This is a genomic window from Microbulbifer sp. MKSA007 (assembly GCA_032615215.1).
In the GTDB taxonomy this organism is placed as follows: domain Bacteria; phylum Pseudomonadota; class Gammaproteobacteria; order Pseudomonadales; family Cellvibrionaceae; genus Microbulbifer.
In genome coordinates, this window is the sequence record CP128433.1 from 3,477,224 (window position 1) to 3,493,421 (window position 16,198).

Annotated in this window: 12 protein-coding genes; 3 read left to right on the forward strand and 9 right to left on the reverse strand. The window is 53.1% G+C overall.

What is annotated here, in order from left to right:
- The first annotated feature begins 805 nt into the window (after window positions 1-805).
- On the forward strand, window positions 806-2,680 hold the full coding sequence (locus QT397_18360; GenBank protein WNZ54826.1) for a hypothetical protein: 1,875 nt from the start codon (window positions 806-808) through the stop codon (window positions 2,678-2,680).
- Window positions 2,681-3,064: 384 nt separating this feature from the next.
- Here QT397_18360 and QT397_18365 read toward each other — a convergent pair whose 3' ends face one another.
- The 7 genes from QT397_18365 to QT397_18395 form a co-directional block, all read right to left on the reverse strand.
- Complete coding sequence (locus QT397_18365) at window positions 3,065-3,445, reverse strand: hypothetical protein (protein ID WNZ54827.1); 381 nt, start codon at window positions 3,443-3,445, stop codon at window positions 3,065-3,067.
- A gap of 42 nt (window positions 3,446-3,487) precedes the next feature.
- Complete coding sequence (locus QT397_18370; GenBank protein WNZ54828.1) at window positions 3,488-7,135, reverse strand: SbcC/MukB-like Walker B domain-containing protein; 3,648 nt, start codon at window positions 7,133-7,135, stop codon at window positions 3,488-3,490.
- A 155-nt stretch (window positions 7,136-7,290) separates the two neighbouring features.
- A complete protein-coding gene (locus QT397_18375; GenBank protein ID WNZ54829.1) occupies window positions 7,291-8,055 on the reverse strand; it encodes a DUF4194 domain-containing protein in 765 nt (254 codons plus the stop codon).
- Window positions 8,048-9,475 (reverse strand): DUF5716 family protein, encoded by a 1,428-nt coding sequence (locus QT397_18380; protein WNZ54830.1) that lies wholly within the window; start codon window positions 9,473-9,475, stop codon window positions 8,048-8,050. The genes QT397_18375 and QT397_18380 overlap by 8 nt, the downstream gene beginning before the upstream one ends.
- A gap of 15 nt (window positions 9,476-9,490) precedes the next feature.
- Entirely contained in the window at window positions 9,491-9,679 is a 189-nt protein-coding gene (locus QT397_18385; GenBank protein ID WNZ54831.1) for a DUF3012 domain-containing protein, read from the reverse strand.
- A gap of 114 nt (window positions 9,680-9,793) precedes the next feature.
- Window positions 9,794-11,170, reverse strand: coding sequence for a cysteine--tRNA ligase (gene cysS, locus QT397_18390; protein ID WNZ54832.1), 1,377 nt, complete (start codon window positions 11,168-11,170; stop codon window positions 9,794-9,796).
- 86 nt (window positions 11,171-11,256) lie between these two features.
- Window positions 11,257-12,930 carry a glutamine--tRNA ligase/YqeY domain fusion protein gene (locus QT397_18395; GenBank protein ID WNZ54833.1) on the reverse strand — a complete coding sequence of 558 codons (1,674 nt, stop codon included), beginning with the start codon at window positions 12,928-12,930 and terminating at the stop codon, window positions 11,257-11,259.
- Window positions 12,931-13,143: 213 nt separating this feature from the next.
- Between QT397_18395 and QT397_18400 the strand changes: the two genes are divergently transcribed.
- Together QT397_18400 and QT397_18405 are read left to right on the forward strand one after the other, a co-directional pair.
- Window positions 13,144-13,653 carry a peptidylprolyl isomerase gene (locus QT397_18400; protein WNZ54834.1) on the forward strand — a complete coding sequence of 170 codons (510 nt, stop codon included), beginning with the start codon at window positions 13,144-13,146 and terminating at the stop codon, window positions 13,651-13,653.
- A 35-nt stretch (window positions 13,654-13,688) separates the two neighbouring features.
- Window positions 13,689-14,414: a UDP-2,3-diacylglucosamine diphosphatase gene (locus QT397_18405; GenBank protein WNZ54835.1), complete on the forward strand. Its 726-nt coding sequence runs from the start codon at window positions 13,689-13,691 to the stop codon at window positions 14,412-14,414.
- Here QT397_18405 and QT397_18410 read toward each other — a convergent pair.
- The gene (locus tag QT397_18410) at window positions 14,411-15,352 is read right to left on the reverse strand and encodes an NAD(P)-dependent oxidoreductase (GenBank protein WNZ54836.1); all 942 of its coding nucleotides are present in this window, start codon (window positions 15,350-15,352) and stop codon (window positions 14,411-14,413) included. The genes QT397_18405 and QT397_18410 overlap by 4 nt on opposite strands.
- Before the next feature lie 24 nt (window positions 15,353-15,376).
- The gene (locus QT397_18415) at window positions 15,377-16,177 is read right to left on the reverse strand and encodes a glycosyltransferase family 8 protein (protein ID WNZ54837.1); all 801 of its coding nucleotides are present in this window, start codon (window positions 16,175-16,177) and stop codon (window positions 15,377-15,379) included.
- Between the last annotated feature and the right edge of the window lie 21 nt (window positions 16,178-16,198).

Below are 16,198 nucleotides of genomic sequence, written 5' to 3' on the forward strand. Positions count from 1 at the left end.
TGCCATCCAACCGTTTACTGTCTGATTAGCAGTTCAAATAACGACCACCTGCCCATCTAATCACAAATACAAGAACCCTGAGCGAGGCAGAAATTCACTCCAGGAAACAGTAACTAAACAAACATCAACGGCTATTGAAACGTTTCTTCTCGTATGGGGTTCAAATTATAAATCTGCCGAAACACCAGGTTGATAATGCAGTATTCCGTATCAATAAAATTTTAAATTACTGACGCCTGCAGAAACTCTTAGTCGGCAGGCGCGTGTCACTTATCTAGGCAATCTAAACTTATAGCCAACTGGCCTTCTCCGCTATCGCAAGTGTGTTGGTTATCGCGGGAATTTAGAAACCACCTCACAACTATAATGGATTGAATCTAATGAAATAAGGTATATTTTTTGGATGATTCTTACCCCCCATGTATATTTTACAATAAAATAAATTAAGAGGTCTCTAAATAATTTCACGATATCTCTGCAGGCCTTTCAGAAGCCCCTTAAATGTTTTCTTCAAATTTAAATATTTTTGCTCCCAGGCACTAAGAATGGGCATTAATCAGAAAATCAATTATATTCCATTAAAGCAGACCAAATAATAATCTACAAAAATAACCTTTAGACCATAATATAAAAAAGTATGACCAATATTGATATCAACCCTTAAAAAAAATATTAAAGTTAACACCGAAAACCAAATTTAGCTTTGCTGACTTCTCACTAGACCGCAAGTTTAGTAAGTGCATAGTGAATTTATTTCAAAACATATCGCTGTACTTGTCACAAACATAGAAAGGTGTACTAAATCATGAGAAATTTAAAAAATAGGCTAAGGTTTTGCTTATTGACCTTAGCCATCTCTCATTTATCTTTTGCAGATGAAGTTCACACAAAAAATAATGTGTTAATATATCAAGGAGCAAAGCAACTATATGCATTTTGCCGCCTAGATATATATCCAAACACCTCCCAAGATGAGTGTAAAGAGCTATTTACAAAAAAGCAGGGGTATTTTGGTCAATACCATGGCAACTATGAATTTGTGGTAAATGCTACCCCATTTAAAGTTGATGGCTATGTGCATAGTTGGGCCTATCCGCATGGTGGCTGGGTGCCTAAATATAATGACAATTTGGTAGTTTTACCTGCAAAATCCTGTGTAATATTTAGTCATGATCAGGATGCATCTAGATTGTGTAGCCATAAGCCCTGGTGGGGAAGCGCCACTAGTGCAGTAGGGTATTATAGAGACATTGACCGTCTTGATTATTACAAAAATCTAGCCACACAAAAATTGCTACCTTACTTAGAGGATGAGCAATGGATGAGCGCAGTCTTTGGCGAAAACTATGATAAAAACATTGCTCAATCATTAGCAAATAATTTTAATTCCGGAAGTATGGATTGGTTTCCTGAGGTTGTCATTTTCGACCCATCAAAATCCAGTGCGAGTGTAAAAGGTGTACCTATAAAAGATATATCCACCGGTCAACCAGTAGAGCTTAGGGGAGCATACAAAGAAGGTACGATCTATTTTAGTAATAAATATATAAATAGCAAAGACCCAATAATAGAAGGAGAAATCATTTTTATTCAGGAACTCGCGCATCATATTGACGCCCTCGTAAATCCATACGGAAAGCATACAGGATCAGAGGGTGTACTTGCTGCGCAACTAATATATGAAGCTGCGCATGGCAATCCAGATCAGGAGCCTTATGTTACACCACTGAGTGACGAAGAGTATTCCAAGCTTAGGCAATATAGAGATCATTTCGATATAACCCTGGATGGAAAAATGATCTACGGTGCCGAACTCGGATTTTCGTATTCAGGCATAGCTATAGGGGCCGCTGCAGCAGTCGCATCGGTAGTAGCAATCGTTGCAACCGGGGGCGCAGCAACACCCGCCGTGTTAGAGGCCGATAGTGCATTGATCAGTGGTGAAATAGTAGTTACGGAAGGCATCGCTGAAGGTACGGCGATAGCGACTGAGGAGGGCTTAGCGGCACTGGAAGAAGCTGGCGCAGCAGCAACTGCTTCTGAAATAGCCCCAGCTGCTTCGGAGCTACTCGGCCAAACATTCACAGGTGCAGCAGCGGGTACTGAAGGAGCCCTTTCTTCTGAATTGATAGAGTCTGCACATGCCGCATTGGAAAGAGCTGGTTATCGGTTTGTTGGGTACCACGGAACAACAGCAAGTAATGCCGTCAGTATAGTCAACCAAGGAATAGAAGCTATTAGCGGTTTCCCCGAGGGGCAAGCGTGGCGAGGATTCTACTTTGCTGACAGTCCCGAGGTCGCAGCAGGCTATACCATAGATCAAGAAACAGCCTCTCTTAGCGGCGGGCAATTGCTTAGAGTCTACCTGCCCACAGCGGAAGCCAATGCTATGCAGAATATCGGTATTGCACTAGATCAAGGCGAAGCCATTACTGAAGTTGTCAACCTGTATGGGGAAGACGTTTGGAACGCTGGTAACTTTTTGATAAGAGGGGTCGAAACCACAGGGGAAGCAAGCACAGAAAGCATCATGGGGTTTAATCTGGCGAAGAGAGCGGTGGTAATCCCATCCAGTATTGAGGTACTCCAATCCGGATTTCAGGCCGGAATCAAGCAGCTTATAGAGTGGGAAATGGGAATTGCAGCCCCTGTCGGTGAAGGAAGCCTGCCATTGCCATAAGACAACCCAATTTAAGATATAGGGCTTGACCAGCAGGCTTTACCATAGCCTGCTGGTCTCTGTTAAATTATCTTTAATTCACTGGTCATCAGGCCTGTTTAGCCAAATTACACCCTAAAAGTAAGCTACGCTCAGGCTACCCAACTCAGGCAAGCCAAGTGCCACTTACGCATAAAGCACTCACCCTCCGCTGCTGAATATACCGGAGGGAGCGGGGAGCGAATAACAAGGCTACCGCCTTATTTCATCAGAACCCATGAGCACGGGCCCTTCATAACCCCCTCCTCCTGAATTTCAGTTGGCAGTATGGGGCACAAGGATAAGAGGCCTTGTAAATGCCAGGAAGCAGGAAAAACCTGGCTCAAGAATTTGCAACCTTTTAAATTAATAGCGGCGCAGTCCTTGGGATGGGCGATTGAGCCACAGGCGCAGCTGTTCCTCGCTGGCATCCCGAAAAATCAATTGGGCCCCCTGCCACTCGGCAATACCCGGCCGCCTTTTCGGATTCGGTTTTACCGTAAAACACTGGTATTCCCGCGCAAAATGCTGCAATTCATTCCACAGCTCCTGCTCGTCTTGGTCGGGGTCCCTGAGGGGCTCCAACACTTCCAACCAGCGCTTACTGCCAGCGCGCAAATCCAGCCTGAAACTAATGCGGGCTTCCTTGCCGCGTTCCAGCTGGCTGTCCCGCCGATCCAGAATAAAATTCAGGATGCCGATTAACAGCGGGTTTTCCTCTACCCAATAGGGCAATGTCTTTTCCATCGGTTGCCTCCCTGCCAATGGAGGGGTTTCCCCCGGAAATACCTATCCCTCTACTTCTACCAGGTCCATAAAATCCAGCGACGCCTGCTGGCGAATCGTACGGCGGTGATTGGCCCAGAGTTCGGCGATACGCTCCTGGTTGCACACCTTGCGATCGACATACACCCGGGTATTCAGCTGGCCGATGGGCTTGGCACTGGGGCACTTGCTGAATACAAACTGATTCGAGATCAGGTCCATAAAAGGCCCCGATTTACTGCTGGGCATAATGAACAGCAGCTGTAGCCCCAGGGTTTCAGTCAGATAACGGATCACTTCCTTGGAGCGGGACTCATCCATTTTGGAGAAGGCCTCATCCACCAGCACCATTTGCAAATGGCTGCCGCTTTCACCAAAGCGGAAGGCCGAAGTGACCGCAGCGGAGCGGATAATATAAGCCGGCGTTTCCAGCTGACCGCCGGAACCGGTGCCGTACTGGCTGAGCGCAATCGGTTCCTTGCCTTCTGGCTCCTTATAGATCTCATAGCTGCGGTAGTTGCGATAGTCGCTGATTCGATCCAGCTCGCGCCGCGCTACCTGCTCGTCTTCACTCAGCAGCATACTCAACAGGCGATCCCGCACCTTGCGGTGCTTGGGCGCCAAGTCCGTGTCGAACAGGCTCTGCTCTTCACCCAGATTCGGCAGTTCAATTACCGCCTTAAAGAAGCTCCAGTACTCCTTGAATTCCGCCACCCACTGGTAGTCAAAACGGAAGCGCTCGCGGTCGGCGCCAAAGCGGTGGTGTTCCAGCTCTTTGTTCAGATCATCCAACACGCGCTTACCATCGTTAATGGACTGGTAAATAGCGTGGCACAAGTGGGTTACAAAAGTGGTGTTAAAGGATTTTTTCAATCCCAGCAATTGATCGTGGCGCTCCACCAGCAGGTTGTTCTTCAGGCGGTTGCGCAGGGTCTCTACCTGATCGCCGAGACCGCTGATCAACTTGAACAGGTTGTCTTTATGGCCGCCACTCAAGTCTGGCTCAAATACCAGGGTATCGACGCTGGCACAGGTGGCGTTGTACTCCATCACCGCGCGATCCAACTGGCGACTGTATTTCTCCAGCTGTCCCTGCCAACTTTCGATATCCGCTGAGAAGTCGAAGTTGTCTGCTGCGCGATCTACCTGCTCGTCGGCAGTAACCAGCACTTGCTCGGCATCAAAAGTCGGATCGATGGCGGTAATACGCCTTACCATTTCCTCGCTGTCACTGGCGGCATCGTCCAGGGATTCCAGCTCGCCAGACAGCGCGTATAAGAGTTTTTCGTTGCTTCTTAGCTTGGTCTCCAGAGAGCCATGCTTGCGCTGGAGGTCCGACAGCTGCTTTTGCTGATCTTTGAGCTGGGCCTTGAGTTCATCGACCTGCTGCTCGAACTGCTCGAAGTCCTTCAGGTCCAGGTTTTCCAGGGCGCGCTCGGCACTGCGCCATTCTCGCTGGGCCGCCAGGGCGGTATCCACAATGGACAACAGCTTGATATTCGCCAGTCCGCGCACCGCGTTGGTAACGCGACGGTAGAGCTGGTGGCGCTCGTTGACGTGGGCGGCCTCTTCCAGCAACTGCTCCATAGCGCGCTGCTGCGCCGCCAGTGCGCGAGCACGGGCGCCCTGGCCGAATACCAGCTCGGCATCGTCCATATCGCAGCGCCACATGCTGTAGTTGCCACTGGCCATACCGTCGGCAGTCAGGCCCCGGCGGGTGCCCCGCAGCTCGTGTTCATCCTCCACCTGAACCACGGCACCGTAAGAGGCGCGCAAATAGTGCTCGGCAGTTTTATGGGTGAACTCCATCAGTTCGATAATGGAGCCCGACGGCGTATCCAGGCGCTCCGCATCGCGGCGGGCTTTGTCCCCCTGGATCACACGGGCGCGGTTGTTGCGCCCGGGCAGGCCTCGCACGATACGAATCGCGCGGGCCTCGTGTTCCGGCTCCACGATAATTGAGAAGCGCGCGCCGCCCAGATAGCCTTCAATCGCCATCTGCCAGCGCTCATCCAGCACTTCCACATAATCACACAGGACGCGGGGCTCCGCCTCCGGGCACTGCTCGCGAATTGCGGCCAGGGCCACTTCTACCGATTGGGGGTAGCGCACGCGATTGGCCTGGAGATGCTGAATGCGACTCTCTTGGGTGCGCAGCTGCTTTTGCAGTTGCTGCACTTTTTGCTCCCAGCGGGAGGCCTGCTGAGCAATCTGCTCTTTGGGGGAAACCTCATCACTGGCGCCAGCTTTACCACTGCTATCCAGCAGGTCGAAGAGGCGGTTCTGTAGGGCCTCACTGCTGGCGGCGCGCTCCCGCAGTGGCTCCAGTGCGGCCAGATCGATCCAGTCCTTGCCCAGCAACTTGTGCAAATCCGGCAGGTCTTCCTCGCGGGCCACCTGCTTAATTGCCTGCACCAGTGCCTTATCGGAGAAGGCGGGAATTTCCAGCTCGGCGGAGGTGGAGTTGAGTAGATTTAATAATTCTTCGGCGGCCTCGCGGTTCTCGCGCCAGCGGGCCTCTTCGGCAGACATGGGGGTGTGCTGCTGGGACAGCAGGCTCAGGGCATTGTTAATACGCTGTTCCAGTTCGTCCTTATTGCGCAGCGCATCGACACCCAGGCGCTGGGCTTGAAGCTCTACCAGCTGACCGTTGAGCTGCTCGACGCGCTCGGAAGCGACGCGCACTTCCCGCTCATTGTTGTCCAGATCGCTGCGCAGTTTTTTCTGGTCGTTCTTGCCACTCAGATAACTCTTTTGCACCCGCTGCTGGCGGTGGCGCGCGCATAAATATTCCTGCACCCGCAACTGCAACCACTGCTCCCGATAGAGCTCTACCGACTGGGCGATGGCCTCCAGGGAACTGACCCGCTCCACAATCTGGCGGGCTTCCTGCTCCATGCTGTGAATGGTTTTCATCAGTTCGGAGACGGAGCGGATGGCATCACCCAAATCGCGTTTTTCCAACACCTCTTGGGCGACAAAATCGTTAATACTTTTTACTGGCTTGTAGGCCATAAAGTTGGCAAAGGTGCGTGCAGCGTGCATAGCCTCTCGATCGGAGACCGCATCACGACGTCCGCGCAGGGCACCGTAAAGGCGGCGCAGGTAGGCCTTTTTCTTGTCGTACTGCTCTACTTTTTCGAACTGCTTGCTCAGGACCTGGTTGAATTTATCCAGCGGCAGCAGGTGTTTGCCGTCGGTGTAATCCCGGATAAAATCCCCCATCACCAACTGTTCGCCGGGGAATACGAAAAAGCGCAAATCACTCTGGCGGGCCTGGGCGGGTTTACTGCTGCTATCCAGGTGCGCGCGAATACCCATCACTGCGGTAAAGGGCTCAGCATCGTCTTCACCGCTGGTGGGATGGAAAATACCGGCGATGTAACAGTCGGTAGGCTCGACACGGGCATAACTGCCGTCGTCACAACCCAGTACATAGGAAGCTAGCGTCCGCACCTGCTTGCCACCGCGCCCGCGCTGGGTGGTTTCATCCTGTCCCGGGTTAAAGGTAAACAGAGTGTCGTGGGCGGCGGTCATCAATGTCTGGATAGCATCGGCCGCCGTGGTTTTACCGGAACCGTTGCCACCGGAAAACAGGTTGATCGGGCCGAAATCATATTCCAACTGCGGGATATTGCCCCAGTTAATCAGGATCAGTTTTTTTAGGAACATAGTCTTTTCAAAAAAACGGTCTTTTCAAAAGCAGGGTCTTTTGCAGGCGGGAAGCCGACACCCTTCTCCGAGGCTCCCGAGCGCAATTCACGCAGACCCGGGCGGTCGAATGTTTCTCGATTTTTTATAGCCGCTACTGCGGCCTCTATTTTCAACTAGGAAGCGGCTTCACTCTCAAACAGGCTGTTATCTTCGACTTCTGGAGTGATGCGTTCGAGCGATTGCTCTTGTTCCGCCTCTTCAACCTCGCCAACCTCATGAACTTGAGCGGCCTCGCTCTCCACTGTAGGAGGGACTTCGCTGTCGATCAGCTGGTGCAATACCGACTCGCTGACAAAGTGGGCGATGGTCGGGCGCACCCGCAGCCACACTTCCGCACTGGTCTCCACTTCTTCACTGCTGAACTGCACCAAACGCAGCTGGCGCAATTTCTTCAACAGATTTTTGCGCTCGGCGTGCTTATCCGGCAGGGACATTTTCAGCAGGTTGCGCATGCCCAGTTCCAGGGCTTCCATCGACAGGGCGGCGCAACCACTCTCATCCACCTGCCCTTCCCGCAGCGCTTTATCGTACTCCACGCGCAGGGCGAGAATCGCGGCCACTTCCTGTTGGCTGAGACGGGCGCGGAAGCCGCCGTGGTGCGGCTCTTCCTGATCCGGCAGACCCGGCACTTCGGCGCCGGGCGGATACACGCGGATAAACTGGAAACGGCTGTCGTGCTGCAAACGCAATCCCAGCGGGGCCAACCACTCGCGCACCAGCTGCTCGCAGCGCTGGAAGCGATCGTAAAGGGTGGTCTCAATTACACTTTCATCCCGACAGATAACGCCGTAATCCAACAGGCGCACCAGCAGCTCGGAAAATTCGCTGCGGTTCAGGCGACACTGCGCCAGGGCCTCTTCCAAAGCCTGTTCAATCACTGTTTTTCAGCTCCAGGATATATTCGTCAAATTCGGTGAAATAGTCATTGCTGGCGATTTCACCGGTAAATTTCACCTGCAAGTCGGCGGCGCCGCTCTGGTTCACCGCCGCTGCTTCGATCACATGGCTCATAGCGAGCAGATCACGCGCATCGCGCAATGGCAGGTTGCGGCTGTTGATCTGGCGGCCGGTGCCGAGGGCATCACTCAAGTAATCGCGCAGGTTACTGTTGTTGAAGTTAAACGCCTGGTCGAGCAGTTGTTGCAGCTCGATCTCGCGGCGGTTCTCCTCACCGATGGGGGTTTCATCTTCGACCCGGGTATTCACCGGCTGGCGGCGATTGCGCTGCCACAGCTGGGTTTGTTTGGGGTCAAACAGGCGCAGCTGGAAGCCGCCTAACTGTTCGCCCAGCTGCTCGAGAATTTGTGTTTTTTGCTGGCTCTCGCCGAGGCGCTGGCACAGGTCGGCAAACTCGCCCTCGGCCTGGCTGTGCAGGTAACTGAGCTGGCGAATAATAATATCCGCGCGCTTGGTAAAACCCTGTAGCGCGCGGCGCAAAGCGGGCAACTTCACCTCGCAGGCGCGGCGCATGCGGTCCTCGATGGTATCGAGCATCAGCCACAACAGGGAGTGGCCCGGCTGCATCAATTCCGGCAGCAGCTGGCGCAGGCGCTTCTCCCACTCCGCTTTCTGCATATCCTCCTTGCGGCGAATGCAGTCAATTACCCGGTTGATGGAATCCCGGTGCTTCTCCACGCTGTCCGCAGACAGTCGGATAGCCAGGTCCGGCTGGAAGCGGCTCTCCATAAAGGAGAAAAACTCATCGGTGGCCTGCTGCACCAGCAATTGGGCCTCCACTTCCCGCACCATTTCCCGCTTGCGCTCTTCCAGCTCGGCGATCATATCGGTGAAATCCGCCACGATACGCTCGGAGTATTCCCAGGCATCGATCAAGTCGTGGATTTCACCTCGGCTGGCAAAGGCTTCCAGGGCATTTAAGGTGTTGCGGGTATTGCGGTGGCGGGTGCGCACGCGGGTGCCGTTCACTTCAACCAGCGGCTGAGTGAAAAGGCGGCCCCGGCGGCTAAACGGATAGGTGGCGGTGAGCGTGGCGCTGTCCACCTGCTTCTCCAGCCAACCGAACTCCACCAGGCTGTTCAGTACCCAGACGGCCTGATCGCGCAGGTTGCGGAAGCGGCCCTCGGGGTCCTGCACTCCATCTTCACTATCGAGTTGGGGCGCGCGGGTCAGGGCCTCGGCAAAAATTTCCAGGATCTGCTCACGCAGCAAAGACTCACCGTAGTCAGCCTTGGCGGTGTACAGACGCTCATACAAAAGACGCAAGCACTCAACCACCTGCTCGCGGTATTTACCGGTCAGCGGGCGGAAGAAGTGCTGGTAGGAATCGACGAAGAACAACGACTATAGGCCCGCTTATTCCTCTTCCGGCTTTTGGTTGAAGACACAATATTTTGTGTAGTCGCGGGTATCGTCAAAAGTCCACTGCCCTTTGGGAATGCCATCCATTTTTTCGCACCAGGCATCGGAACCCCGTTTGGGCTCACAGCCGGTCAGTGCGATAAGGGCGATAACAGCGCTGGTCAGGACAAATACTTTTTTCATGGTTCGCTTCTACAAATGAAATTCGAATTTCACTTCCCCGGCGGCCGCAATGTGCCAAGCCGGGAAAAATCTATCGGTGTCTCAAGTCTATCCGTGTCTCGGGGAGGGACCGCGCTATTCGCGGCGCCACTTGGTCCCTTCGCGGCTATCCTCAAGCACCACACCTTTGGATTTTAACTCTTCGCGAATCTCATCGGCGCGGGCAAAGTCACGGTTCTTCTTGCTCTGTGCGCGCTCTTCGATCAGTGCTTCAACTTCTTCGGCAGAAATGCCTTCATCTCCACCACGGGCCTGTTTGAACCAGGCTTCCGGGTCTTGCTGGAGAATACCCAGCATATCTGCAGCGGCCAGCAGCAAACCTTTCAGGCGTGCTTTATCCGCCTCATCGGCTTTGTTCAAGTCACGGGCAATCTGGTGCAACTCGCTGATGGCGATCGGCGTATTCAGATCGTCTTCCAACGCCTTGATAAAGGCGCTGCCATTAAGATCTGCCGCTTCAGCCTCAAGCGCTTCTGTTTCACGCAGTGCGCCATAGAGAGTATCCAGGGTGCGCCATGCCTGATCCAGCAAATCAGCACTGAAATTCAGTTCTGAACGGTAGTGGGCAGACAGCAGTGCAAAACGCAGCACTTCACCGGGGTATTGGCTCAGCAGGTCTTTGACCATGCGGAAGTTGCCCAGAGACTTGGACATCTTTTCGCCATTGATATTCACGTAGCCGTTGTGCATCCAGTAGCGCACAAAATCCACACCATTGGCGCAGCAGCTCTGGGCGCGCTCGTTTTCGTGGTGGGGGAAGGTCAGGTCGCGACCGCCGCCATGGATATCGATAGTGTCACCCAGGTGCTTCTTGATCATGGCCGAGCACTCCAGGTGCCAACCCGGGCGCCCACGGCCCCAGGGGCTGTCCCAACCGGGCTCGTCATCGGCGGACGGCTTCCACAATACGAAGTCGCCGGCGTACTTTTTGTAAGGCGCTACTTCCACCCGCGCACCGGCAAGCATATCGTCGAGGGAGCGTTTGGACAGCTGGCCGTACTCCTGCATGGATTCCACGGCGAACAGCACATGGCCTTCGGCGGCGTAGGCGTGGCCTTTCTCCAGCAGGCTTTCGATCATCGCGATCATTTCCAGCAAGTGCTGGGTGGCGTAGGGGACGATATCCGGCTCCAGGTTATTGAGCGCGGCCATATCCTCGTAGTAAGCCTGGGCATAGCGCGCCGACAGCACGCCGATTTCCTCGCCGTTGTCCCGCGCGGTCTTCATGATTTTGTCGTCAATATCGGTGATATTGCGCGCGTAAATCACATCGCTGAAGTTTCTTTTCAGTACCCGGTACAGGGTGTCAAACACCACCACAGGGCGGGCATTGCCAATATGCACGCGGTTGTACACGGTGGGGCCACACACATACATGCGCACCTGATCTTCCACCAGTGGTAGGAAGGGTTCTTTCTTCCCGGAAAACGTGTTGTAGACCTGTAGAGACATCTTTTCTCTCGAATTCTTTTGCTGTGTGGCTGGGCCAGTCATTGACCCAGCCGCGAAAACTGCCGCTCGGGCAGCTCTCCGCTTTGCTATTTGTTTTGCTCTTTGGCCCAGCTATCGCGCAGACCAATGGTGCGGTTAAACACCGGCGCTTCCGCGCTGCCGTACTTGCTGTCGCGACAGAAGTAGCCGTTGCGCTCGAACTGGTAACCCTGCTCCGGCTCCGCTTTGGCCAGGCCGATTTCCGCCTTACAGCCTTTTAGAATTTGCAGGTTGTCCGGGTTTACGCAGTCGAGGAAGTTCTTACCGCCGGCATCCGGCGCCGCATCATTGAACAGGCGATCGTATAGACGCACTTCGCAATCGACATTGTTGTCCGCAGATACCCAGTGAATAACGCCCTTTGGCTTAACGCCGTCGGCCGGATCTTTGCCCAGGGTGTCCAGATCAACCGAGCAGATCACCTCAACAATTTCACCGGCATCGTTCTTCACGACTTCTTCAGCAAAGATCACATAGGCGTTGCGCAGGCGAACTTTTTTGCCCAGCACCAGACGCTTGTACTTCTTGTTGGCCTCTTCGCGGAAATCCTCTTTCTCAATATAGAGAGTGCGGCCAAAAGGAAGTTCACGGGCCGGCAGATCATCGCGCACCGGGTGGCCGGGTGCTGACAGCATCTCTTCCTGGCCTTCCGGGTAATTTTTCAGGGTGATCTTCAAAGGCTCCATCACGCACATGGCGCGCGGTGCATTTTTATCCAGATCGTCGCGAATGCTGTATTCCAGCATGCCCACATCGACAACTGAGTCGGAGCGGGTTACACCGATCATCTCGCAGAAGTTGCGAATGGAAGCCGGAGTAAAGCCGCGACGGCGCATACCGGACAGGGTCGGCATGCGGGGATCATCCCAGCCGTCCACATGGCCTTCGTCTACCAGTTGCTTGAGCTTACGCTTGGACACCACGGTGTAGTTGAGGTGCAGGCGTGCAAATTCGTACTGACGCGGGCGTGAAGGCACCGGCAGGTTCTCGATCAGCCAGTCGTACAGGGGCTTGTGATCTTCAAACTCCAAAGTACATATGGAGTGGCTGATACCCTCAATTGCATCACACTGGCCGTGAGCGAAATCGTAGCTGGGGTAAATACACCACTTATCACCAGTCTGGTGGTGAGCCATTTTTTTGATGCGATAGATGATCGGATCACGCAGGTTGATATTCGGTGCGGCCATATCGATCTTGGCGCGCAAGCTACACTGGCCCTCTTCCATTTCACCGTTGCGCATCTTTTCAAACAGCGCCAGGTTTTCCTCGGCGGAGCGATCCCGGTAGGGGCTGTTTTTGCCCGGCTCTTTCAGCGTGCCACGATAGTGACGAGCTTCTTCTGCGGACAGGTCGCAGACGTAGGCCTTGCCATCTTTAATCAGCTGCAGAGCCCACTCGTACAATTGATCAAAATTATCCGAGGAGTACTTCGCCTCGCCATTCCACTCAAAACCGAGCCAGGAGACATCGCGCTTAATCGCATCGACAAACTCTTCCTCTTCCTTGGCCGGGTTGGTGTCGTCAAAGCGTAAATTACAGGTGCCACCGAATTCCTGCGCCAGACCAAAATTCAGACAGATGGACTTGGCGTGGCCGATATGCAGGTAGCCGTTGGGCTCCGGCGGGAAGCGGGTCGCGATCTGCGTAACCCGGCCCTCAGTCAGATCTTCACGGATAAGGTTCTGTAAAAAGTGAGCTGGCTTGCTCTCGGATGTCATAGGATTCTCTTAATTTACAGCTGTGCGAACGTAAACGGCGAATTATAACCTACTTGAGAGACAGAATATCGAATTTGAAGGAACGCTTTTCATAGAAATTCACTGCAAGCGTTTGATTTTTGTGCAATTGACACAGATATTCCGACACAGCATTTTACAGCTACAGACTACAAGGTATCATGCCGCCCCAAATCAACCCTCATAGGACATTTTATGATCACCCTTCACACAACCCATGGAGATATAGCCATCGAATTGGATTTCGAAAAGGCACCCAAGACTGCTGCCAACTTTTTGCAGTACTGCCGTGACGATTTCTATACCGGCACTGTCTTCCACCGGGTGATCAACAACTTTATGATCCAAGGTGGCGGCATGACTCCAGACATGCAGCAGAAGGAAACCCGCGATTCCATCGAAAACGAAGCCAACAATGGCTTGAAGAACGACACTGGCACCCTGGCCATGGCCCGCACTATGGACCCGCATTCCGCCAGCTCCCAGTTCTTTATCAATGTTAAGGACAACGATTTCCTGAACTTCCGCAGCGAAGACTCTCAGGGCTGGGGTTACTGTGTATTTGGTAAGGTTGTCGACGGCATGGACGTGGTCAACAAAATCAAAGACGTTAAAACCGGCAGCAAAGGCTTCCACCAGGACGTACCCCTGGAGACTATCGAAATCACCGGTATCAGCATTTCTGACGCCTACGCCGATAAGTAATTCCACGGGTCAGTACCGACTCTAAGGCGGGGACATTGTCTACTTATTTTATTTCTGACTTGCACCTCGACGAAAAACGCCCGGATATTACCCGGGCGTTTTTTGATTTTCTGCACGGGCGAGCTGCCGGTGCTGAGGCGCTATATATTCTCGGCGACTTTTTTGAGGCGTGGGTTGGCGACGACGACGATGCCCCGCTGGCCCGCGAAGTGATTGGCGAGTTAAGTCGCTATAGCGGTACCGGCGTAGAGTTGTACCTGATGCACGGCAATCGGGATTTCCTGCTGGGTACCGACTTCGCCCAGCGTGCGGGAGCCACTTTACTTCAGGACCCGACTGCGTTGTCCCTCGGTAATGAGCGCGTGTTGCTTATGCACGGCGACAGCCTTTGCACTCTCGACAAAGAGTATATGGCGTTCCGCCGCCAGGCCCGGGACCCCAAGTGGCAACAAGAGCTATTGGCCAAGTCCCTACAGGAACGCCGCGCTATTGCCGCGCAGATTCGTATGGCATCCAAGAGTATGAACAGCCGCAAGGCCGAAGACATCATGGATGTAACCCAGGAAGAAGTGGAGCGGGTGATGCTCGAGCACAATGTGCATCGACTGATCCACGGCCACACCCACCGACCCGCCCGCCACGGGTTGACAATCAACGGTGAACAGGCGGAGCGTATTGTGCTGGGAGATTGGGATAAGAATGCCTGGTGCCTGAAAGCGGACAACGACTCACTGGAGTTGATTCACTGGCCGATCGGCTAGGAACCAGCGTTTTGGATGAGGCTCTGCTGTTGCTGCACAGCCTCTACCAATTCCCCAAGCGTCTCCCGCAAACGCTGCACACCCCCAAATTGAAAACCTTTCCCCTGTAAATAAGCGCAATCCATCACTGCCGGCGGTTTCACTTGTGGCTGGGGAGGTAACGGTCCCTGTTGTCCGGATATCGACCGTAAAACCTTTACCAACTCGCGACTGCTAACCAGGCAATCACTACAGTTTACTGCCCGCCCCCGGGCATCCTCGTGCTCCAGTAAAAGCTCTACCGCCCGCGCCACATCTTCTCCGTGCACTTCCGTTGAAAGCCGGGAATTTAAATAGGCTTCCCCAGATATCACTGCTCGAGCGATGTCATACCACTTGCTGCGACTTAGCGGACTCACCAGCCCGTAAACTCCAGTTAAGCGCAATGAAACCGTATGCCAGCCACGCTGATACGCCCAAGCAGACAGCATGGCTTCCACAGCCGCTTTATAGCCGCCGTAGAAAGTATCCGGCTGAACAACCTGCTCCTCGCGTAAAGAGCCGCTCAACTTTCCAGTGGCATAAACGGCACGACTGGAAATAAACACAAATTTTTTTACCTTCGCTGCATAGGCGAATCGGATTAATGCCAGGGTTTGATTGAGGTTTACATGTAAAAAACCCTCGAGATCTTCCCCCTCCCCATTTCGATAGCGCCCGGGAAGATGCTCGAAAGCCGCATGCACCACCACATCCAGATTGCTGGCGAATGTCTGTAGTGTTGTATCAGAAGTAATATCCCCGACGCTCCACGCCAATCTGGGTGAAGCAATACTGCGAAAAAGGGCTGCACTTTCCTCCCTGCGCAGTAATGCTCGCACTTCATAGCCCAGCCGCAAAAAATGCCTGACCAGAAATTGCCCCACATAGCCACTGGCGCCAGTAATCCCTATTCTCACAATTCCCTCTCTCGATTTTATTTTCTAAGCACGGGCTAACTCATCCAGGTCAACGGCAATATCCCGCCCCTCATAAACAGCCCACCACAAGTCGATCAGGGGCTTGAGCTTCTCAACTTTCGAGTGTTGCTTTTGCCAGGGTTTTTCATATTGGTAGTGAATGACATGAATACTGTCCCACTGCCACAGCTGCGGTAAATTCAGGTAGAGGTATTGCAAGGCGTTATAGATATAAGGCAGGCCGTGCCAACGAGGAAAAAAGGACTGCAAAAATGTCTGGTCTGTGCGCCGCCAGAAAACCCCTGGTCGATCCAGTTGCTCAAGCATTTTTTGGTAAGTCGCTTCACTCGGTACCGCAGTAAACAATCCCGAATTCATACGATGAAATCCATCCAAGTCTTCGTAAAGATTGGGAGCTGCGCAAAATTCCGGGTAATTCATCAAGTGATCAATATTGCGCAAAACCAGGGTGTCTGCATCCAGAAAAACAAGCTTATCGAATTGGGTCAATTGCCACAGTGCCAATTTACAAAAGTTATTCAATGGGTCATGGAAAGCGGGCTTACTACCCTTATCAAAGGGCGCGCGCCGGTGCAAAGAATCGCGTTTATGGCGGCGGATAAACTCATCGGAAAAACGAGGCGTATAAACTTCTTTTATCTTGCAGCCCGCCGCTTCCAATGGAGCTGGATCACAACTGTTCGGTGGCACCATACAAATTAACGGATAGGCACTGGCCGTACGATCCAATGAGTGTTTCAGTGCCTGCGCACCTATTACATAATCCGGACTATTGACCAGGGTCACAAAGGCACATCTTGACATAACAATTGGCTCTACAGTCCC

What these genes read in the sequence shown, in the direction of transcription:
- QT397_18360 (WNZ54826.1), top strand. Translation starts at nt 806, where the DNA reads ATGAGAAATTTAAAAAATAGGCTAAGGTTTTGCTTATTGACCTTAGCC.
- QT397_18365 (WNZ54827.1), bottom strand. Translation starts at nt 3,445, where the DNA reads ATGGAAAAGACATTGCCCTATTGGGTAGAGGAAAACCCGCTGTTAATC.
- QT397_18370 (WNZ54828.1), bottom strand. Translation starts at nt 7,135, where the DNA reads ATGTTCCTAAAAAAACTGATCCTGATTAACTGGGGCAATATCCCGCAG.
- QT397_18385 (WNZ54831.1), bottom strand. Translation starts at nt 9,679, where the DNA reads ATGAAAAAAGTATTTGTCCTGACCAGCGCTGTTATCGCCCTTATCGCA.
- cysS (WNZ54832.1), bottom strand. Translation starts at nt 11,170, where the DNA reads ATGTCTCTACAGGTCTACAACACGTTTTCCGGGAAGAAAGAACCCTTC.
- QT397_18395 (WNZ54833.1), bottom strand. Translation starts at nt 12,930, where the DNA reads ATGACATCCGAGAGCAAGCCAGCTCACTTTTTACAGAACCTTATCCGT.
- QT397_18400 (WNZ54834.1), top strand. Translation starts at nt 13,144, where the DNA reads ATGATCACCCTTCACACAACCCATGGAGATATAGCCATCGAATTGGAT.
- QT397_18415 (WNZ54837.1), bottom strand. Translation starts at nt 16,177, where the DNA reads ATGTCAAGATGTGCCTTTGTGACCCTGGTCAATAGTCCGGATTATGTA.